This is a genomic window from Pseudonocardia oroxyli (assembly GCF_900102195.1).
Lineage (GTDB): Bacteria > Actinomycetota > Actinomycetes > Mycobacteriales > Pseudonocardiaceae > Pseudonocardia > Pseudonocardia oroxyli.
Map to the genome: position 1 here is coordinate 277911 of NZ_FNBE01000005.1, position 18836 is coordinate 296746.

Consider the following 18836-nt stretch of genomic DNA (forward strand, 5'->3'; position numbering starts at 1 on the left):
GCCGATCGGCCCGCTGAGCCCGGCCCCAAGGGGTGATCCGGCTCGCGTCACCCGGGTGAGGGATCAAGAACTACAATCATGTGATTCGTGCACTCAGCGTAGGTCGCTAGGCCATCCGGGCGCACTGTAGGTGACACCCGTGACGGCTACACGGCGGATGCGTTGTGGTCCATGTGACGACCACCGCTGAGCTTGCGCCGATCCGCACGACGGATTCGGCTCCCGCTTCGCCCACTGGCGAGCTGCGTGCCCTGACCGGTCTGCGCATCGTCGCCGCGGCCTGGGTGGTGGTGTTCCATTTCCATTTCACCGCGCTGCCGGGCGTCGCGCTCGTCGTCGCCGCGCTCGGGCCGGTGGTCACGGCGGGTGCGCTCGGCGTCGACCTGTTCTTCGTCCTCTCCGGGTTCGTGATCGCCTACACCTACCTGGAGAAGCTCGGCCCGAAGCTCACGGCCGAGGCGACCGGTCGGTTCGTCTGGGCGCGCGCCTGCCGGATCTGGCCCGCCTACGCGCTGGTCTTCCACATGTTCGGGATCTGGCTGCTGGCCCGCGCGGTCTACGGCGTGGACTCCGACATCGCGTTCCAGAGCGTGCAGCCGGTGCTGAGCCCCGGGGAGTGGGTGGAGCAGCTGTTCATGGTGCAGCTGTGGGACCAGCCCTACTTCGACGGTGCCTCGTGGGTCGGCTCGACGTGGTCGATCAGCGCCGAATGGCTGGCCTACCTGCTGTTCCCGCTGGTCGCCACCGTGTTCTACCGGATGCGGAACCTGCCGTTCACGGTCCTCGCGGGCGGTGCGGTCGCCCTGATGACCCCGATCGCGCTGGCGTACCTGGAGACCGGCAGCCCCTACTACCCGTGGAGCTGGCTGGTCCGGATCCTGTGCGGCTTCGGCGGCGGCATCCTGGCCTACCTCGCGGTGCGGAAGCTGAAGTCCCAGGGCACCGACGTCCGACGCCAGGCGTCCCTCGTCGCGTCGGTCACCCCGGTGCTGATCGTGGTGGGGCTGGTCGCCGGGGAGCTGGTCGGGCCCGGTCGCGGCGGCGCGGTGATCCTGCTCTTCCCGATCCTGGTCGGCGCGCTCGCCCTGGCCGACCGCGGCGTCGCCCGCGTCCTCTCCCGGCCCGCGATGGTCCACGGCGGCCGCATCTCCTACGCCCTGTACCTCATCCACATCCCGATGTTCGAGGTGTACTGGCTGGCGATGGCGTACGTGCCGGAGCTGACGGGGTCGACCGTGGTCGCCCACCTCGCCGGGCTCGCGGTGCTGGTCGCGACCGTCCCCGCCGCCCAGCTGCTCTACCGCTGGGTGGAGGAGCCCGCGCGGCGGGCGATGAAGAAGGTGCCCGCCCAGCTGCACGGCATGGACACCCCGCGCCCGGTCGTGCCGCTCCCGACCTTCTGCCGCGGCCCGCTGACCAGCCCGCTCCCCGCCGTCCCGCTCGACGACCGGCTCCCGCTCGGCATTCCGCTCGACACCGACGTCGCGCGCCGCGACCCGTGCACCACCGAGCTCCCGGCACTCGCGACCCCGCTCGTGGCGGAGAAGGCGATCGGGCTGCGGGGGGCCGCGTGGCCGACCCGCGTGGAGGTCCAGCGCGAGCCCATCCCGAACGAGGTGGCGCGCCGCGACCCGGAGACCCACGCGCTGCCGCTGGTCGCGAACCTGCCGCAGGCGCCGGAGGTCCTCGACCTGCCGGACTTCGACGACCCCTGGTTCGCCCGCCCGCGACCCGCGCAGCAGGACCGGCGTTCGGGAGCACCCGGGGACGCCCGACCGCTCCCGGACCGGCTGCTCCCGGGCAGCGGGGCCCCCGGCCCGGCGCCGAGCAGGCCCGCCCGCCCCGCCCCGGTCCCCGCACCGCCCGCGGACGCGGCCGCCGAGGTCGTGCCCGCCGGGGCGCCGATGCTCCCCGTGATCTCGCCGCTGCCCGTCCCGCGGCCCGTGGACCGCGTCCAGGCGGCACGCGGCGCGGAGGTCCGCTCGCCGCACCCCGAGCTCGCCGAGAAGCTGGTCGCGGCGGGCCTGAACCGGGGCAGGCACCGCGCCCGCAACGCCCGGCCCCACGCCGCCCCGCACATCGCGGGCCAGCGCGGACCCGAGCGCCGCTGACGAGCCGGGTCCCGGCGCACCACCCCGTGCGCCGGGCTCCGGACGGGGTGCGACGATCGCACCGTGCACGCCGCCCCCGACGCGACGGCCGACACGGCCCCGCTGAGCTGGTACTCGCGCCTGGTCCTGCACTACGTCGGCCGCGGTCCGTTCCTGGTGGCCGAGCACGGTGAGCTCCTGCGCAGACTGGTGGACCACGGACCCGCGTCCGGGGTCGCGGAGAGCGAGCGCGCGGCCGCGCGGATGCGCGCGCAGGCCCCGGGCTGTCCGGTGTTCCTCGGCCCCGGGGCGGTCCCCAGCGGCGCCTTCGGCGGGATCGCCGCGTTCGACGTCCTCGCCCGCGGCGGGGACGACGAGAAGACCGTCGCCGATTGGGTCCGGATCCTGGCCCCGGGCGGGCGGGCGATCGTGCTGGTCCCGGACCCGGCGGGGCGCGGCCGCGCGCTGACCGACGGCGAGTGGGCCGGTGAGCGGCCCGGCAACCGCAGCCACGACGACTGGCGACAGGTCTTCACGGCGGCCGGCCTGCGCGTGCACCGCGAAGGCTCGGACGGGCTGATCCGTGGCCCCTACGGCAGGATCCCGCCGCTCCTGGACCCGCGCACCGCCCCCGCCCGCACCCAGCAGGCGATCGGCACCCTGTTCCTCAACCCGGGCGAGGGCGAGAACGCGGTGTTCGTCCTGGAGAAGCCCGCCGACTGACGCTTGGGCGTCCCAAGCGTCACCAGCCGTCGATGTGGAGCACCTCGTCCAGGGGCTGGCGCGGGGCGGGCTTGAACGTCTCGCCCGTGTAGTAGGCGACCGGGAACAGCACGCCCTGGCGGATGTTCGGCGGGATACCGAGCAGCTCCGCGACCTCCTTCTCGTACGGCAGGTGCAGCGTGGTCCACGCGCTGCCGAGGCCTCGCGCGCGCAGGGCGAGCTGCAGCGACCAGGCGGCCGGGAGCAGCGAGCCCCAGAAACCGGCCTGGTTCCCGGCGGGCAGCTCCCCGCCCGGCGCGTGGATCGCACCGATGACCAGCACCGGGACCTCGGCCAGGTGGTCGGCGAGGTAGTCCGCGCTGGACTGGACACGACTCTGGGTGGCGTTCCGGTCCGGGTCGTCGTACTCCTTGCGACCGGCCGCCCGGTAGGCGCTGAAGGACTTCGCGTAGTAGTCCGCGACGGCCTTCTTCTTCTCCGGGTCGGTCAGCACGATCCAGTGCCACCCCTGCGAGTTGCTCCCGGTGGGCGCCTGCAGCGCCACCTCCAGGGCCTCCCGGATCACCTCGAGGGGCACCGGCTTGTCGAGGTCGAGGCGCTTGCGCACCGAACGCGTGGTCGTCAGCAGCTGGTCGGGGTCCAGCGGAAGCAGCTCTGCCATGAGCCCGACACTAGTGCAGCCGCCTTAAACCGGGAGCCGCCGAAAGATCGGTCGCGGGACGTGGCGGAGCGCGCTCATCACGAAGCGCAGCGGCGCGGGCGCCCACACCAGCTCGGTCCTGGTCCGCACCGCGTGCACGATCACCTCGGCGACCGCCTCGGGCGTCGTCGAGAGCGGGGCGGGGGTGAGGCCCTCGGTCATCCTCGTGTGGACGAAGCCGGGGCGGACCACGGTCACGGTCACCCCGCTCGGCCGCAGCGCCTCGGTGAGCCCGGTGTAGAAGGCGTCGAGCCCGGCCTTGGTCGAGCCGTAGACGAAGTTGGACCGCCGCGCCCGCTCGCCGGCGACCGAGGACAACGCCACGAGGGAGCCGTGCCCCTGCGCCGTGAGGCGCGTGCCGAGCAGGACCCCGACCGACACGGCCGCGGTGTAGTTGACCTGGGCCAGCTCGACGGCCTTGGCCGCGTCCGTCCAGGCCTCCTCGTTGTCCCCGAGCAGGCCGAACGCCACGATCGCGACGTCGACGTCCCCGCCGGCGAACGCCTTGCCGACGACCGCGGCGTGGGTGTCGAAGGCCTGCGCGTCGAAGTCGACGAGCTCGACCGCGCAGCCCTTGCCCTCCAGCCGGGTCTTCGCGTCGTCCAGACGAGAAGAGGGCCGCCCGGCCAGGACCACGCGCAGCGGCCGGTCCCCGGCGAAGGCCTCGACGGTGGCCAGCCCGATCTCGGACGTGCCACCCAACAGCAGGATGCTCTGCGGGTTGCCCACGGCGTCGATCACGTCAGATCAGCTCCAGTCGTCGTGCCATGTCGGACGCGAACACGCCCTGGGGGTCCACCGCGGCGCGGACCTTGCGCCACTCGTCGAGCCGCGGGTAGCCGCGCCGGATCGCCTCCGGCGTGGTCCGGGACTCCTTGGCCAGGTAGTGGCGCCCGCCCGCGTCGAGGACCACCCGGTCCAGCTCGTCGCACAGCTCGCCCAGGCCCGGGCCGATGGGGATGTCGAGGCAGAGCGTCCAACCCGGCTTCGGGAAGGACAGCGGCGCCCGGTTGCCCTCGCCGAACTGCTTCAGCACGTTCAGCGCCGAGACCTGCCCGGCCTCGGTGACCAGCGACAACACGGTACGGATCACGTCGCCGCGGTCCTTCGGCACCACGAACTGGTACTGCAGGAACCCGTGCGGGCCGTAGCCCCGGTTCCACTCGCCCGCGATGTCCAGCGGGTGCAGGAACTGGGTGATGTTCTGGATCGCGCCGAGCGTGGTGGGGGACTTGCGGTACCAGAGCTCGGAGAACAGCCTCCCGGTCCAGCGGTTGAGCATGCCGGGCGGGAAGACGTCCGGCACCGTGAGCAGCTGCGGCGCGTCGAACTTCAGCGGGTCCTTGCGCTGTTTCGGGGACAGGTCCTCGAGCGTGGCGTGGTTCGCCCTGGTCAGCAGGCCGCGGCCGAAGTGCTCGCCGGTGGTGACGGCGTCGAACCAGGAGACCGACTCGGCGTAGCGGTCGTCGTCCTCGGTCTGCCGGCGCATCAGGTCGTCGAGGTTGTCGATCTGCTCGGTGTCGACCTTGAAGTAGGCCGTCTCCACCGGGTGCAGCTTCAGTCGGGCGCGCACGACCACGCCGGTCAGCCCCATGCCGCCGACGGTCGCCCAGAACAGCTCGGACTCGGGCCCGTCCGGCGTCAGCTCGTGGATCGACCCGTCCGCCAGCACGATCGTCATCGAGACGACGTGGTTGCCGAACGACCCGACGACGTGGTGCGCCTTGCCGTGGATGTCCGCGCCGATCGCACCGCCGATGGTGACCTGGCGCGTGCCGGGGAGCACCGGGATCCACAGGCCGAAGGGCAGTGCGCGGCGCATCAGGGTGTCCAGGGACACGCCCGCGTCGACGTCCACGATCCCGGAGTCGACGTCGATCGAGTGCACGGTGCCCAGCCCGGTCATGTCGAGGACCGTGCCGCCCGCGTTCTGCGCCGGGTCGCCGTAGGAGCGGCCGAGCCCGCGGGCGATGATCCCCCGGGGGCCGGCGGCGGCGATCGCCGCGGCGACCTCCTCCGGGGTCCGCGGCGTGACCACCGTGGCGATCGTCGGCGCGGTGCGCCCCCACCCGTGCAGGGCCCGTTGCTCGCCTGTACCCATGGTCGACTCCGCAGGCTCGGTCTCCGTGCTCGTCATCGCCGACGAGGCTACCGAGGGGCCGATGAGTTTCCGCGGGCGGTGCGGTCTGCAGGGGTATGGAGACCCACACTCTCGCGCTGCCCGCCGTCGACCTCGTCTACGACGTCCGCGGCCCCCTGCCGACGGCGGACGGCCGCCCCGTCCTGGTCCTGATCGGTCAGCCGATGGACGCGAGCGGGTTCGCCGCCCTCGCCGGGCTGCTGCCCGACCGCACGGTGATCACCTACGACCCCCGCGGCCTGGGGCGCAGCGTCCGCAAGGACGGCCGGACGGACTTCACGCCGGAGGATCACGCCGCCGACCTGCACGCCCTCGTCACGGAGCTGGGGATCGGGCCGGTCGAGGTGTTCGGCAGCAGCGGCGGGGCGGTCACCGGGCTGGCCTGGGTGGCGGCGTACCCGCAGGACGTCCGCATTCTGGTGGCCCACGAGCCGCCGCTGAACCCGGTGCTGCCGGACGCCGAGGCCGCCGACCGGGCCCGCCTGGGCTTCGCGGAGGCGTACGAGGCCAAGGGGATGGGCGCCGGGATGGCCCAGTTCATCGCGATGACGAGCTGGGTCGGCGAGTTCACCGACGAGTACTTCGCCCAGCCGCCCGCCGACCCGGCGGCGTTCGGGCTGCCCACCGAGGACGACGGCGACCGCTCCGACCCCCTGCTCTCCCGCCGCTCCTGGGCGGTCAGCGACCACGACCCGGACATCGCCGCCCTCCAGGCCGCCCCGACCCGCGTGGTGGTCGCGGTGGGTGAGGAGACCGGGAACACCTACACCGGCCGCACCGCCGTCGCCCTCGCCGCGAAGCTGGGCCAGGAGGCCACCGTGTTCCCCAGCCACCACGGCGGCTTCCTCGACGGCACCTTCGGCTACCCGGGCAAGCCCGCCGAGTTCGCCGCGCGCCTGAAGGAGATCCTGACCCCCTGACCCAAGCCCCCGCGAGTCCCCCACTCCAGCCCCGCGAGTCGGCCGCCGAGCGGCGGGTCGACCTGCGTGTGACACCCTCCGCCCCGTGCCCGCCCGCCTGCTCACGGTCGCGAGCTACCTCGCGGTCTCGCTGTTCCTGCAGCGGCGGGTGCTGGGCGATCCGACCGGCAGGGCGGTCGGTCGCGTCTCGGGGGACGCGACGGGCTTCACCTGGTGGCTCGCGCACACCGCGCACGAGTTCTCGCTGGTCACCGACCTGCAGAACTACCCGACGGGCGTCAACGCGCTCTGGAACACCTCGGTGCCGCTGCTCGGTCTCCTCCTCGCCCCCGTCACCCTGACCGCGGGCGCCACGGCGGCGTTCAACGTCGGGATGATCCTCGGTCCCGTGGTCTCCGGCGCGGCGACGGCGTGGGCGCTCGGCGGGATCGTCCGGTCCCGGATCGCGCGGGCGGTGGCGGGCGGTCTCTACGCCTTCTCCCCGTTCGTGCTCGCCCACTGGCAGGCCGCGCACCTCAACCTGGTCTGGGCCGTCCTGCCGCCGGTGCTGCTCGGTCTGGCCCATCGACTCCTCGTCCGCGAGCCCACCCGTCCCTGGCTGCTCGGGGCGCTGACCGGCCTCGCGCTCGGGCTGCAGGCCTGGCTCTACACCCAGACGCTGGCCGTCGGCGTGCTCGGGCTCGTGGTCCTGGCCGCGGTGCTCGCCGCGCGCCTCCCCCGTCGGGCGCGGCAGCGGCTGCCCGCCCTGGTCCGCGCAGGGCTCGCGTGCGTCGGGACGTTCCTGCTGGTCGCGGGCTATCCGCTGTCCCTGGTCCTGGCCGGCCCGGCCCGACCGCAGACGCCGATCCGCTCACCGGACTACGGCAGCGCCGACCTCGCCAACACCCTCACGCCCACCTGGGTCACCGCGCTGCACGGCGCCACCCCGACGATGCAGGGCAACCTGGGCGAGCAGGGCGGCTACCTGGGTCTGGCGGTCCTGGTGCTGGCTGCGGTCGCCCTGGTCCGCGGCGGGACGGCGGCCCGGATCACCGTGGTCACGGGCGCGATCCTGTGGGTCCTCGCCCTCGGTCCGCGCCTGTACCTGCACGGCCGGGCGCTCGGCGTCGACCTCCCGGGGCAGGTGCTGCTGCACGTCCCGCTGGTCGCCGAGGTCGAGCCCGCCCGGCTGCAGGTCCTGGTCACGCTCGCGGTCGCGGTGCTGGTGGGTCTCGCCCTCGACCGGGTGCGCGCAGGGGCCGGTGTGGTGGGGCTCGTGGTGGTCGCGCTCGTGGTCACCTGGCTCCCCGCCGACGCGCAGCGCACCACCCCGGCGCCCGCCCGCGCGGTCCCGGAGGCGGCGGGGCAGGTCGTCGAGACCTGGCCGCGGATCACCGGCGACTGGTACGGCGGCGCGGACCCGCTGCGCGCCCAGATCGCCTCCGGTTTCGCGTACCGCCTGGTCGGGGGCTACTTCATCGGCTCGGACCCGGAGCACCCCCTGCTGATCGAGTCCGCCTGGAACCCCTACCAGCAGGGGGCGGCGGCGAGGGAACTGTGGGGCTCCACGGCCACCGACCCGGGCGCCGCGGCGGCGGACCTGCGCGCCCGCGGCGTGACCATGGTCCTCGTGACGTCCGACGACGCCGCCGTCCTCGACTGGACCCGCCGCGTCACGGGGAGCTCCGGCACCCGGCTGGACGGTGGGTGGGCCTTCGCTCTGCCCGCTACCCTGCAGCGATGACCGTCCCACCGCGGCCGGAGATCAGGATCTCCGACGCCGACCGTGAGCGCGCGGCCGCCAAGCTGCGCGCCGCGCTCGGCGAGGGTCGGATCACGATGGTCGAGCTGGAGGAGCGCCTCGCCGTCGTCTACGCGGCGCGGTTCGCCAGCGATCTGCTGCCGCCCTTCGACGACCTGCCGGGCGATCCGCGGGACGTGCTCACGGACGTCCCGTTGACCACGCCGGTCGGCCCGCCGCTGGTGCTCCGCGCGGGCCGGGGGACGCTGCGCCGGGTGGGGCAGTGGCAGGTTCCGGCGCGGCTGCGCGTGCAGAGCACGATGGGCGCGGTGCTGCTGGACTTCACCCAGGCCGAGCTGACCCACCCCGTCGTCGAGATCGAGCTGGAGCTGGGGGCCGGACCCGCCCGGCTGCTGCTGCCGGACGACGCGACCGCGGACGTCGAGGGCCTGCACGCCGGGGTGGGCCTGGTCCGCAGCCGGGTCGAGTGCCGCCCGGGCCCGGGCCCGCACTTCCGCATCTACGGCCGCGCCGGCGTCGGCTCGGTGGTGGTCCGCCGCCGCTACCGCGTGGCGGGCCTGCGCCTTTGACGCTCACGGTCAGCGGAATCGGCGGCCCTCGTCCCTGCGGTAGGCCCAGACGGCGAGGGCGGCCGTCAGCACCGTCCAGCCGGCGAGGACGACCAGGGCCAGGGTGTCCGGGGCGGTGTCCTGCACCGCCCACACCACCAGCTCGCGCGCACCGCGGGCGGGCGTGACCAGCGAGACCGCCTCCAGCCACCCGGGGAACAGCTGCGGCGGCAGGAGCAGCCCGCCCGCGAACGCGACCGGGAAGAAGATCAGCTGCGTGACGGGCAGGGCGGCCTTGACCGGCAGCGAGTAGCCGATCGCGAGCCCGCCCAGCAGGAACGGCAACCCGGCGACGACCAGTGCCACGATCCCCAGCACCAACCGCGGGACCGTGGCCGTCGCCTGGGTGAACAGCGCGCCGACCACGATCACCGGGATGATCGCGACGAGGGCGAACGTGGCTCCGGACAGGATCCGGCCCGCGATCCGCGGCCAGGCCGCCACCGGCAGGGTGCGCAGGTACGGGTCCCAGGACCGCTCCCGGTCGTCGGCCACCCCGACCCCGAAGGTGAACAGGAAGCTCGACATCACCGCGAACACGGACAGCCCCACGACGGCCGCGGTCTCGTCCGCGGCGCCGTAGTCGAACGGGACCACGAAGAACAGCAGCGACAGCGCCGGGAACGCCGCCGTGGACACCAGCCCGATCGGTACGCGGATCTGTTCGAGCAGGAGGTAGCGCCAGTGCAGGACGGTCATGGACGGGGCGCTCACGGCGCGGTCATCGACACGAAGGCCTCCTCCAGGGACGCGGGCCGGACCTGCAGGTCGGTGAACGGGACGTCCGCGTGGACCAGGGCCCGGACCAGGGCGTCGGCGTCGGGGGTGTGCAGCTCCCAGCGATCGCCCTCACGCGTGCTGTGCACGGTGCCGTCCAGTGGCGGCGCGATCGCCGACCGCAGCGAGACCCGGCTCACGGCGACCTTGTCGCGGATGTCGGCGAGGGGTCCGTCGGCCAGCACCCGCCCGCGGTCGACGACCACGACCCGCCCGGCGAGCGCCTCGATCTCCTCGAGGTAGTGGCTGGTCAGCAGGACCGTGCCGCCCTCGGCGTGGAAGCTGCGGACGCCCTCCCACAGGGTCCGGCGCGCCTCGACGTCCAGTCCGGTGGTCGGCTCGTCGAGCACGACCAGCCGGGGCCGGCCGACGAACGCGAGCGCCACCGCCAACCGGCGCTTCTGCCCGCCGGAGAGGCCTCCGGTCTGCCGGCGCTCCAGTCCGGTCAGTCCGAAGCGCTCCAGCACGTCCGGCGCGGGATCGGGGTAGTGCGCGGACACGAGGTCCAGCACCTCGCCGACGCGCAGGGTCTGCGGGAGACCGGTCTCCTGCGGGGTCGTCCCGAGCGCGCGCCGGTTCGCCGCGACCCGTGGGTCGCCGCCGAACAGCGTGACCTTCCCGGAGTCCGGCCTGCGGAGTCCGACGAGCAGGCTGATCAGCGTGGACTTGCCCGCGCCGTTCGGCCCGAGCAGCCCGACGAGCTCCCCGGGGGCCACGTGCAGGTCCACCCCGTCGAGCGCCGTGGTGGTCCCGAAGCTCTTGCGCACACCGGACGCCGTCGCGATCACGGCGTGCCCCCCAGCAGTGCGCGCAGCGACTCGGTGTACTCCTCGAACGCCCGCCTGCCGCGCCGGGTCAGCTCCACGTAGGTGACCGGGGTGCGGCGTTCGTGGGTCTTGGTGATCAGCACGTACTCGGCCTCCTCGAGCTTGCGCAGATGGGTCGAGAGGTTGCCCGCGGTCATGTCGAGCAGCTCCTGCAGCCGCGGGAACGTGATCCGGTCCCCCTCGGGCAGGGTCGCGAGGGTGGCGGTCACCCGGAGCCGGGCCTGGGCGTGGATGACCGGGTCGAGCTGCGGGACGCCGGTCACCTCCGCAGCTCCCACACGCCCACGACGAGCAGTGCGCCACCCACGCCGACGCCCAGGACCAGCGCGTTCCCCGGTACGCCCACGAACGCGGACGCCACCCCCACCACCAGGATCCAGACGCCGGTGACGAGGTTCGCCACGTAGTTCCACACCGCGCCGCTGACCGCGTAGAGCGCTCCGACGGTGAAGGCGAACAGCGCCGGGGCCAGTGCCCCGACCGCTTCGGCGGGCAGGTCGAGCGGCCCGGCCATCGCGCCGACCAGGGCGCCCGCCCCGAGCATCGCGACGGGGAAGGTCAGGCCGTAGAGCCTGCCCTGGCGCGCCGAGCCGCCCGCGATCCCCCGCCCGCTCCGGATGCCGACGGCCGCGCTGAGGGCGCCGCCGACCGCGACGGCGCCGATCGTCCCCCACGTCGCGACATCGCCCGGGGCGAAGAAGTACAACAGCCCGCTGACCAGCCAGGCCGCGCCCCAGATCAGGAAGAAGTAGGCGACCTTCGGTCCGATCCGGGTCGCGGTGTCGGCCTGTTGACTGCGGATGATCTCGAGCGCGTCCGCGGCGGACATCTCGTTCACGGTTCCCCCAACAACTCTGCGGTGATAGCTACTTTGTAGCGCAAAGTCGTTGGCAGTGGAAGAGGGAGCCCGGAGCCCGGAGGCTCACCGCGCCCGGAAGACCACCCAGCGCAACATCACGAAGTTGATGGCGGTGGCGGTGCCCTGCGAGATCACCCAGGCGATCGACGCCTTGAACGCGATGTCCGGCAGCAGGTACAGCGCCAGCGCGTTCACCCCGACGGCGATGCCGAACGTCGTGCCGTAGAGCAGCACGAACCCGGCGAGCCTGCCCCGCCCGCCCGCGGCCTCGCCGAAGGTGAACCGCTTGTTGAGGAAGTACGCCGTGGTGGTGCCGCAGACGAACGAGATCGCGCGGGCGAGCCAGGTGGGCGCCTCGAGCGCGAGGATCAGGTGGTAGACCGCGAAGTCGACGACCGCCGAGACCCCGCCGACCGCGACGAACCGCAGCAGCTGGGCGGCGAGCCCGCGCTGTGCCGGGGCGTTCTCGGTGGCCGTCACGGTGTCAGAGGGTATCGGCCCGGTGGAACCGCTCCGCGCGCCCCCGGTTGAGCAGCCGGAGCCACCCCAGGAACTCGCGCGGCGAACGCTTGGTCACCAGGAAGTACCAGGCGAACCGCGGCACCTCCAACAGGCCGATCCGCCGCATGCCCGGCTGGCTCATCAGATACCCCCGGTTGCGGTAGGTGTAGTACCGCTTCGTGGCGTCCTCGGGGTCCTGGGCGTGGAGCCGCCCGCCCAGCATGGGCTTGAACTCCTCACCGCCCTGCGGGTGCAGGTAGGTGGGCTCCAGCGCGGTGCCGAACGGCAGACCGGACCGCACCAGCCTGCGGTGGAACTCCACCTCGTCGCCGCGGACGAACAGCCGCAGGTCGGGCACGCCGATCACGTCGAACGTGGACGCCCGCAGCAGCGCCCCGTTGAAGAAGGACGCGATGCCGGGAAGGAGCTCGGGGTCGCCGTCCCCCGCCATGAGGGCGCTGCGCGTGCGGTGCCAGGTCAGCCCGCGGCGCAGCGGGAAGGCCAGCCGCTCCGGGTCCGCCTTGTCCGCGACCACCGGGGACACGGCGGCCAGGTCGCGCCGGATCGCCACGTCGAGGAGCGACTCCAGCGCGGTCGACGAACCGGCGTGCCCGTCGTCGTCACCCAGCCAGACCCAGTCCGCGCCCAGGGCGAGCGCGTGCAGGATGCCGAGCGCGAACCCGCCCGCGCCGCCGAGGTTGTGCCAGGACGGCAGCCAGGTGGCGGGCACCCCGCAGGACTCGACGACCTCGCGGGCGGGCTGGTCCGGCCCGTTGTCGACGACGATGAGGTGCGCGACCGGGTGGGTCTGCTTCGCGATCGCGGCGAGCGAGTCGACCAGCAGCTCCGTGCGGTGCCGCGTGACGACGACCGCCACCACCGAACCCTGGGGCAGAGTCACGCCAGGACGTCCCGGCCCTTGTAGTGGTGCAGCACCTCGCGCAGCGGGCCGAACTCCTTGATCGTGCCGTGCTCCATCCAGATCGCCGTGTCGCACAGGTCGGCGAGGAACTCGTCGGAGTGCGAGGCGAACACCAGGATCCCGGAGCGCTCGACCAGCTCGTTCAGCCGGCCCCTGGCCTTGGCGAGGAACTCCGCGTCGACGGCGCCGATGCCCTCGTCGAGCAGCAGGATCTCCGGGTCGATGCTGGTCACGACGCCGAGCGCGAGCCGCACCCGCATGCCGGTGGAGTAGGTGCGCAGCGGCATCGACAGGTAGTCGCCGAGCTCGGTGAACTCCGCGATGTCGTCGACCCGGGCCTCCATCTCCTTGCGGGTCATGCCCAGGAACAGCCCGCGGATGATGATGTTGTCCAGGCCGGAGATCTCCGGGTCCATGCCCACGGCGAGGTCGAAGATCGGCGCGACCTTGCCCTGCACGCGGGCGCGGCCGCGGGTGGGCTCGTAGATGCCGGCCATCAGCCGCAGGATGGTGGTCTTGCCCGCGCCGTTGTGCCCGACGAGCGCCACCCGGTCGCCCTTGCGCAGGCCGATCGAGATGTCGCGGAGCGCCTCGATGATCGGCACCTTGGACTCGGTGCCGATCCGCCCGCCCGCCCGGCCCAACACGGACTTCTTCAGTGACCGGGTCTTCGCGTCGAAGATCGGGAAGTCGACGCAGGCGCCGTCGAGGTCGATGCTCGGTTCTGTGCTCAGGAGACTCACACCCAGTACGCCACGCGGGCCCGGTAGTTGCGCATGCAGAGCAGGCCGACACCCCAGCCGACCACGGTGATCACGCCGACGACGATCCAGGACCGCCACACGATCTCCTGGCCGAGCAGCGGCGCCCGCACGATCTCCAGGAAGTGGTAGAGCGGGTTGATCTCCACCAGCTGGGCGCGCTCGCGCACCGCCGCGTTGCCGGACAGGATGTCGACGGACCAGACGATCGGCGTCATGTAGAAGGCCAGCTGGACGACGCTCGCGATGATCGGCGGGATGTCCCGGAAGCGGGTGGCCAGGATGCCGGAGAGGATCGAGATCCAGCCGCCGTTGATCGCCAGCAGGGCGAACCCGGGGATCGCCAGCAGCAGCGACCAGCCCAGCGGGTGCGGGAAGACGATCATCAGGATCGCCCAGATCACGAGGTTGTGCAGGAAGAACAGGGTCTGCCGCCACACCAGGCGGTAGACGTGCAGCGACAGCGGCGCCGGCAGGAACTTGATCAGTCCCTCGTTGGCGATGAAGACCTCGCTGCCCTCGAGGATGCAGCCCGAGATGAAGTTCCAGATCAACAGCCCGACCGCGACGTGCGGCAGGAACGTCTTGATGTCGGTCTGGAACAGCAGTGAGTAGAGGATCCCGAGCCCGAGGGCGATGACACCCATCGAGATGGAGATCCAGAGCGGCCCGAGCACCGAGCGGCGGTAGCGCTGCTTGATGTCCTGCCAGCCGAGGTGACCCCACAGCTGCCGCTGCCGCCACCCCGCCGACAGATCGCCGAACGCCCGCGCCCAGCTGCGGGAACCGGGTGCGTCACCCCACGCCGAGCGCTCACGCCCGGCGGTGCTGTCGTCCACGGTCACGGCCACCCGACGAGGGTACCGACGGGTGCGTCACAGGTACTGACCGGTGCCCCTGCCGCCACCCTCCGGCATCCCGCCGGGCACCTGGGCGCCGCCGATGCCCGGAGGCAGGCCGCGGCGCATCTGCTCGAGCTGCGCGCGGGCGGCCATCTGCTGGGCGAACAGCGCCGTCTGGATGCCGTGGAACAGCCCCTCCAGCCACCCGACGAGCTGGGCCTGCGCGATCCGCAGCTCGCCCTCGCTGGGGGTGGAGTCCTCGGTGAACGGCAGCGACAGCCGGTGCAGCTCCTCGCGCAGCTCGGGCGCCAGACCCTCCTCGAGCTCCTTGATCGAGTTCTCGTGGATCTCGCGGAGCCGGGCGCGGGAGGCCTCGTCCAGCGGCGCCGCGCGCACCTCCTCGAGCAGCTGCTTGATCATGGTGCCGATCCGCATGACCTTGGCGGGCTGCTCGACCATGCCGCCGATGCCCTGGTCCTCGGACTCCTCGGACTCCGAGCCCTGGGGCACCGCGGCCATGCCGACCGGGCGCCCATCGGGCCCGATGACCATGACCTGGTGCTGTCCCTCGTTCTCGTCCTGTGGTGCCGTCATGTCCCCATCATGGCGCGAGCAGCAGCAACTTGCCGATGACGCCCCCCGCGGCGAGCGTGCGGTGCGCCTCCGCGGCGTCGGACATCGGGAAGCGGGCGTGCACGACCGGGCGCACCGTGCCCTCGGCGAACAGCGGCCAGACGACGTCTCGGGTGCCGCTGACCACGGCCCCCTTGCCCTGGGGTCCGTCGACGGGCCGCCCGCGCAGCCCCATCGCGGTGACGCTCGCCCGCTTGACCAGCAGCGCGCCGATGTTCAGGTCGGCCTTCACCCCGCCCTGCATCCCGATGATCATCAGCCGCCCGTCGGCGGCCAGCGCGGAGACGTTCGCCGCGAGCCCCTTGGCGCCCATGTTGTCGAGGATGACGTCCGCGCCGTGGCCGTCGGTCGCGTCCTTCAGCCCGGCCGGGACGTCGCCGTCGTAGTCGAGGACGATGTCCGCCCCGAGCTCCCGGCAGACGTCGAACCGTGCCGGGCTCGCCGTGGCCGCGACCCGCGCGCCGAGCGCCTTGGCGACCTGGATGGCGTGGGTGCCGATGCCGCTGCTGCCGCCGTGCACCAGGAAGGTCTCGCCCGCGGCGAGCCCCGCCTTCATCAGGACGTTCGAGTAGACGGTGCACGCGACCTCGGGGATCGAGCCCGCCGTCGTCAGGTCCACGCCGGGGGGCACGGGGAGGAGCTGCGCGGCGGGCACCGCGACCTTGGTGGCGTACCCGCCGCCCGCGAGCAGGGCGCAGACCTCGTCGCCCACGCTCCAGCCCTCGACCCCCGGTCCGAGCTCGGCGACGCGGCCCGAGCACTCCAGGCCGATGATCTCCGACGCGCCGGGCGGCGGCGGGTAGTTCCCCTCCCGTTGCAGCAGGTCGGCGCGGTTGACGGCCGAGGCGACGACGTCCAGCACCACCTCGCCCGGGCCCGCCTTGGGGTCCTCGACCTCGGTCCACCGCATGTTCTCCGGGCCGCCCGGCTCCGCCACCGTGATCGCGTACATGGTGCGGACGCTATTCGGTCGCGCGGTGGTGTGCACTGGGACGATGCATTGGCCCCAGTCGGCGCTGGTCCTGCGCACCCCTCGGCTCGAGCTCCGCCCGGACGACGACGCGGGCCTGGCCGAGCTCGTGGACGTCGCCTACCGGGGTGTCCACCCGCCGGACCGCATGCCGTTCCTGCAGCCCTGGACCGACGCCGACCCGCGCTACCTGGGGCGCGGCGCGCTGCAGTACTTCTGGGGCGAGCGTGCCCGGTTCGCGCCGAGCTCGTGGGCACTGCACTTCCTGGTGCGGGTCGACGGCGCGGTCGTCGGCGTGCAGACCCTGCGGGCGGACGAGTTCGGCGTGTGCCGCGAGGTCGCCTCCGGCTCGTGGCTCGGGCTCGCCGCCCAGGGGCGGGGGATCGGCACCGAGATGCGGGCGGCTGTGCTGAGGTACGCGTTCGACCTGCTGGGCGCGCGGCACGCGCGCTCGGAGGCGTTCTCGGACAACGCCGCGTCGCTGCGGGTGTCGGAGAAGCTCGGGTACGTCCCGGACGGCTTCGAGATCCACTCCCCGCGCGGCGAACCGGCCCGCAACCTGCGGCTGCGGCTCACCCCGGCCACGTTCCGCCGCCCGGACTGGCCGCTGGAGGTCGAGGGCCACACCGCGGAGTTGGCGGGCCTGCTCGGGGCGGGGTGAGCCCGGCCACGATGGCACGTTTCGTGCGCTCAGCGTCGCGTGATCGCCGTTTGTGTGCCGTGAGCGTGGTGCGGACAGCACTGTGCACACGAAACGTGCCGGCTCGGGCTCACCGAGCACCCGCGGCGACGCTGTGGACAACTCGGCCGCCCCAGCGCCCGTGACCACCGGAACCGTCGGTGCTCCACCGGACCGTCGCCCCCATGACCACCGACTCGGACCCCGACCGCCCCGCGAGCTGGCCGCACCTGCTGTCCGTCGCCCTCGGCGCGCCCGCCGCGGACCTGCACCGCCACCTCGCGGGCGCGCTGCGCAGCCGGGCGTGCACCGGAACCCTGCGCGAGAGCGGGCGGTGGGCCCGCGGGCGCCGGGTGCCCTGGGACCCGCTGGCCGCTGGGCTGCGGGCCCTGGGTGCGCGCTGCGACTGCGAGGCGCTGGAGCTGCTCAGCCGAGATTGTTCGTGCTGAAGGTGTCGCAGCGCGCGGGGTCGCCGGTCTGGAAACCGGTGGTGTACCACTTCTCGCGCTGTGCGGAGCTGCCGTGGGTGAACTGGCTCTGGTCCACGCGGCCGCCGCCGAGGTTGGACTGGATGAAGTCGTCCCCGATCCGCTCGGCGGTGTCGAGGGCGGCGTTCACGTCGTCCTGGTTCACGTCGACGATCAGGGGCCGCCCCGAGGCCGTCGGCGTGCTCGTGGCGTGGTTGCCCCACACCCCGGCGTAGCAGTCGGCCTGCAGCTCCAACCGCACGGAGCCGGACGTCGGACCCGAGTCCCCCGCCCGGACCTGCCGGTTGGTGCCCAGCAGGTTCTGGATGTGGTGGCCGTACTCGTGCGCGATGACGTACGCGCGGGCGAAGGGGCCGCCCTGTGCCCCGAACCGGGACTCGAGCTCCTGGAAGAAGGAGAGGTCGATGTACACCTCGGAGTCGGCGGGGCAGTAGAAGGGGCCCACGTCCGAGGTGGCGCTGCCGCAGCCGCCGGTGTTCACCGAGCCGGAGAAGAAGTTGGTGCGGGGCGGCTGGTAGGTCTGGCCCGCCCGGGCGAACGCGTCGGACCAGTAGCCGTCGAGCGAGTTGACCACCGCCGTCACCTCGCAGTCGATGCTGCGGTTGGCGTCCGCGCCGGTCCGGCAGGACTGCGCGATCTCGGTGGTGTCCGCCGTCTGCCCCTGGGAGAGCCCGGACAGGCCGTCCGGCAGCGCGAACCCGCCGCCGTTGGTGCTGCCGCCGCCACCACCGAGCGCCGAGACGAGGAAGAAGAGGATCAGCCCGACGATGCCGAGGCCGCCACCGCCCATGGCGACGCGACCACCGATGCCCCCGCCTCCGCCGCCGCCGCGGCGGAGGTCGTCGATGTTCGACGTGTCCAGCTCGGCGTTCTCGTCGAACCGCATCGTGCTCCTCCTCGCAGTACCCGGCCGGATCACCGGCGGGCGGCGGACGACGAGATCCCACCACACCGGGGCGATCAGGTCGACACGACACGATTACGCTACGGAGCGTGTCGGAAGGAGCAGCGGCGTCCCCCCAGTGGCTCGACGAGGGCGAGATGCGTTTCTGGCGCGCCTGGGTCGTCGCCTCCACGATGCTCGACCACCGGCTCAACCGGGACCTGCAGGTCCGACACGGCATCTCGCACATGGACTACGGAGTGCTCGTCGTGCTCTCCGAGCAGCAGGACAGCCGCCTGCGGATGAGCACGCTGGCCGACACCCTCGCCCTGTCCAAGTCCCGGCTCTCCCACCAGGTCTCCCGCATGGAGAAGAACGGCCTGGTCCGCCGCGACGGGGACGTCTCCGACGGCCGCGGCATCTTCGCCTGCCTCACCCCCGAGGGCCGCACCCGCCTGGAGCAGGCCGCCCCGACCCACGTCGAAGGCGTGCGCCGCTACATGGTCGACCTGCTGGACGAACGCGAACGCGCCCAGGCCGCCGACCTCCTGACCCGCGTGGTCGACGGTCTCCGCACGATCACCTGAGCGGTAGGCTCCGCCCCGGAAGCGTGGCAGAGCGGCCGAATGCACTCGCCTTGAAAGCGAGAGCCCTTAACCGGGTCGGGGGTTCGAATCCCTCCGCTTCCGCCAGGCCGGGCGCACGGGTGAGGCGTCGGAGCCGGGTGGCCTCAGCGCCACGACAGCAACGACTGCAGCAGCGCGCCTGCAGC

At 73.1% G+C, this 18836-nt stretch carries 22 protein-coding genes and 1 tRNA gene; 9 read left to right on the forward strand and 14 right to left on the reverse strand.

Features of this window, described 5'->3' with window-relative positions:
• Positions 1 to 173: 173 nt before the first annotated feature.
• Positions 174 to 2111 (forward strand): acyltransferase family protein, encoded by a 1938-nt coding sequence (locus tag BLS43_RS10330; RefSeq protein ID WP_176921261.1) that lies wholly within the window; start codon positions 174 to 176, stop codon positions 2109 to 2111.
• Between the two features lie 63 nt (positions 2112 to 2174).
• The gene (locus tag BLS43_RS10335; RefSeq protein ID WP_093081108.1) at positions 2175 to 2813 is read left to right on the forward strand and encodes a class I SAM-dependent methyltransferase; all 639 of its coding nucleotides are present in this window, start codon (positions 2175 to 2177) and stop codon (positions 2811 to 2813) included.
• Between the two features lie 19 nt (positions 2814 to 2832).
• Here the strand turns inward: BLS43_RS10335 and BLS43_RS10340 are convergent, their stop codons facing one another.
• Genes BLS43_RS10340 through dprE1 form a run of 3 tightly spaced genes read right to left on the reverse strand, consistent with a single transcriptional unit; the run spans position 2833 to position 5650 of the window.
• Positions 2833 to 3474, reverse strand: coding sequence for a nitroreductase family protein (locus BLS43_RS10340; RefSeq protein ID WP_093081111.1), 642 nt, complete (start codon positions 3472 to 3474; stop codon positions 2833 to 2835).
• A gap of 24 nt (positions 3475 to 3498) precedes the next feature.
• On the reverse strand, positions 3499 to 4254 hold the full coding sequence (gene dprE2, locus BLS43_RS10345) for a decaprenylphospho-beta-D-erythro-pentofuranosid-2-ulose 2-reductase (protein ID WP_093081116.1): 756 nt from the start codon (positions 4252 to 4254) through the stop codon (positions 3499 to 3501).
• A gap of 1 nt (position 4255) precedes the next feature.
• The gene (gene dprE1 / locus BLS43_RS10350) at positions 4256 to 5650 is read right to left on the reverse strand and encodes a decaprenylphosphoryl-beta-D-ribose oxidase (protein WP_176921262.1); all 1395 of its coding nucleotides are present in this window, start codon (positions 5648 to 5650) and stop codon (positions 4256 to 4258) included.
• A gap of 59 nt (positions 5651 to 5709) precedes the next feature.
• On the opposite strand from dprE1, the gene BLS43_RS10355 reads away from it, so the two are divergent.
• From BLS43_RS10355 to BLS43_RS10365, 3 genes are all read left to right on the forward strand, one after another.
• Entirely contained in the window at positions 5710 to 6573 is an 864-nt protein-coding gene (locus BLS43_RS10355) for an alpha/beta fold hydrolase (protein ID WP_093081120.1), read from the forward strand.
• Positions 6574 to 6658: 85 nt separating this feature from the next.
• Positions 6659 to 8296 (forward strand): hypothetical protein, encoded by a 1638-nt coding sequence (locus tag BLS43_RS10360; protein ID WP_093081124.1) that lies wholly within the window; start codon positions 6659 to 6661, stop codon positions 8294 to 8296.
• Entirely contained in the window at positions 8293 to 8883 is a 591-nt protein-coding gene (locus BLS43_RS10365; RefSeq protein ID WP_093081128.1) for a DUF1707 SHOCT-like domain-containing protein, read from the forward strand. Before BLS43_RS10360 ends, BLS43_RS10365 begins: the two co-directional genes overlap by 4 nt.
• 9 nt (positions 8884 to 8892) lie before the next feature.
• Here the strand turns inward: BLS43_RS10365 and BLS43_RS10370 are convergent, their stop codons facing one another.
• The 10 genes from BLS43_RS10370 to BLS43_RS10415 all read right to left on the reverse strand — a co-directional run bounded on the left by BLS43_RS10370 (position 8893) and on the right by BLS43_RS10415 (position 15996).
• Entirely contained in the window at positions 8893 to 9636 is a 744-nt protein-coding gene (locus tag BLS43_RS10370; protein WP_093081133.1) for an ABC transporter permease, read from the reverse strand.
• Positions 9633 to 10487, reverse strand: coding sequence for an ABC transporter ATP-binding protein (locus BLS43_RS10375; protein ID WP_093081143.1), 855 nt, complete (start codon positions 10485 to 10487; stop codon positions 9633 to 9635). Before BLS43_RS10375 ends, BLS43_RS10370 begins: the two co-directional genes overlap by 4 nt.
• Complete coding sequence (locus tag BLS43_RS10380; protein ID WP_093081148.1) at positions 10484 to 10789, reverse strand: transcriptional regulator; 306 nt, start codon at positions 10787 to 10789, stop codon at positions 10484 to 10486. The genes BLS43_RS10375 and BLS43_RS10380 overlap by 4 nt, the downstream gene beginning before the upstream one ends.
• On the reverse strand, positions 10786 to 11364 hold the full coding sequence (locus tag BLS43_RS10385) for a hypothetical protein (RefSeq protein ID WP_176921263.1): 579 nt from the start codon (positions 11362 to 11364) through the stop codon (positions 10786 to 10788). Before BLS43_RS10385 ends, BLS43_RS10380 begins: the two co-directional genes overlap by 4 nt.
• Positions 11365 to 11448: 84 nt before the next feature.
• On the reverse strand, positions 11449 to 11865 hold the full coding sequence (locus BLS43_RS10390; protein WP_245707411.1) for a GtrA family protein: 417 nt from the start codon (positions 11863 to 11865) through the stop codon (positions 11449 to 11451).
• Positions 11866 to 11869: 4 nt separating this feature from the next.
• A complete protein-coding gene (gene glfT1 / locus BLS43_RS10395) occupies positions 11870 to 12781 on the reverse strand; it encodes a galactofuranosyltransferase GlfT1 (protein WP_093081387.1) in 912 nt (303 codons plus the stop codon).
• A 2-nt stretch (positions 12782 to 12783) separates the two neighbouring features.
• Positions 12784 to 13542 (reverse strand): galactan export ABC transporter ATP-binding subunit Wzt/RfbE, encoded by a 759-nt coding sequence (wzt, locus tag BLS43_RS10400; RefSeq protein WP_093081392.1) that lies wholly within the window; start codon positions 13540 to 13542, stop codon positions 12784 to 12786.
• Between the two features lie 5 nt (positions 13543 to 13547).
• Positions 13548 to 14414: a galactan export ABC transporter permease subunit Wzm/RfbD gene (wzm, locus tag BLS43_RS10405; protein ID WP_093081398.1), complete on the reverse strand. Its 867-nt coding sequence runs from the start codon at positions 14412 to 14414 to the stop codon at positions 13548 to 13550.
• A gap of 30 nt (positions 14415 to 14444) precedes the next feature.
• On the reverse strand, positions 14445 to 15005 hold the full coding sequence (locus tag BLS43_RS10410) for a bacterial proteasome activator family protein (RefSeq protein WP_093081164.1): 561 nt from the start codon (positions 15003 to 15005) through the stop codon (positions 14445 to 14447).
• Between the two features lie 7 nt (positions 15006 to 15012).
• The gene (locus BLS43_RS10415) at positions 15013 to 15996 is read right to left on the reverse strand and encodes an NAD(P)H-quinone oxidoreductase (RefSeq protein WP_093081167.1); all 984 of its coding nucleotides are present in this window, start codon (positions 15994 to 15996) and stop codon (positions 15013 to 15015) included.
• A gap of 43 nt (positions 15997 to 16039) precedes the next feature.
• On the opposite strand from BLS43_RS10415, the gene BLS43_RS10420 reads away from it, so the two are divergent.
• Together BLS43_RS10420 and BLS43_RS10425 are read left to right on the forward strand one after the other, a co-directional pair.
• Complete coding sequence (locus BLS43_RS10420) at positions 16040 to 16675, forward strand: GNAT family N-acetyltransferase (protein WP_093081402.1); 636 nt, start codon at positions 16040 to 16042, stop codon at positions 16673 to 16675.
• Positions 16676 to 16878: 203 nt separating this feature from the next.
• Positions 16879 to 17142 (forward strand): DUF2695 domain-containing protein, encoded by a 264-nt coding sequence (locus BLS43_RS10425; RefSeq protein WP_093081171.1) that lies wholly within the window; start codon positions 16879 to 16881, stop codon positions 17140 to 17142.
• Here BLS43_RS10425 and ypfJ read toward each other — a convergent pair.
• On the reverse strand, positions 17120 to 18067 hold the full coding sequence (ypfJ, locus tag BLS43_RS10430; protein WP_093081176.1) for a KPN_02809 family neutral zinc metallopeptidase: 948 nt from the start codon (positions 18065 to 18067) through the stop codon (positions 17120 to 17122). The two genes, BLS43_RS10425 and ypfJ, sit on opposite strands and share 23 nt — an antisense overlap.
• 107 nt (positions 18068 to 18174) lie before the next feature.
• Between ypfJ and BLS43_RS10435 the strand changes: the two genes are divergently transcribed.
• Together BLS43_RS10435 and BLS43_RS10440 are read left to right on the forward strand one after the other, a co-directional pair.
• Positions 18175 to 18651, forward strand: a complete 477-nt coding sequence (locus BLS43_RS10435) for a MarR family winged helix-turn-helix transcriptional regulator (protein WP_245707412.1) — start codon at positions 18175 to 18177, stop codon at positions 18649 to 18651.
• Positions 18652 to 18668: 17 nt separating this feature from the next.
• Positions 18669 to 18756 (forward strand) — tRNA-Ser (locus BLS43_RS10440).
• Positions 18757 to 18836: the final 80 nt, after the last annotated feature.

Excerpts from the sequence above, each read along its gene's own strand:
- BLS43_RS10340 (WP_093081111.1), bottom strand. The coding sequence starts at position 3,474 with ATGGCAGAGCTGCTTCCGCTGGACCCCGACCAGCTGCTGACGACCACG.
- dprE1 (WP_176921262.1), bottom strand. The coding sequence starts at position 5,650 with ATGACGAGCACGGAGACCGAGCCTGCGGAGTCGACCATGGGTACAGGC.
- BLS43_RS10355 (WP_093081120.1), top strand. The coding sequence starts at position 5,710 with ATGGAGACCCACACTCTCGCGCTGCCCGCCGTCGACCTCGTCTACGAC.
- BLS43_RS10365 (WP_093081128.1), top strand. The coding sequence starts at position 8,293 with ATGACCGTCCCACCGCGGCCGGAGATCAGGATCTCCGACGCCGACCGT.
- BLS43_RS10410 (WP_093081164.1), bottom strand. The coding sequence starts at position 15,005 with ATGACGGCACCACAGGACGAGAACGAGGGACAGCACCAGGTCATGGTC.
- BLS43_RS10415 (WP_093081167.1), bottom strand. The coding sequence starts at position 15,996 with ATGTACGCGATCACGGTGGCGGAGCCGGGCGGCCCGGAGAACATGCGG.
- BLS43_RS10420 (WP_093081402.1), top strand. The coding sequence starts at position 16,040 with ATGCATTGGCCCCAGTCGGCGCTGGTCCTGCGCACCCCTCGGCTCGAG.
- BLS43_RS10425 (WP_093081171.1), top strand. The coding sequence starts at position 16,879 with ATGACCACCGACTCGGACCCCGACCGCCCCGCGAGCTGGCCGCACCTG.
- ypfJ (WP_093081176.1), bottom strand. The coding sequence starts at position 18,067 with ATGCGGTTCGACGAGAACGCCGAGCTGGACACGTCGAACATCGACGAC.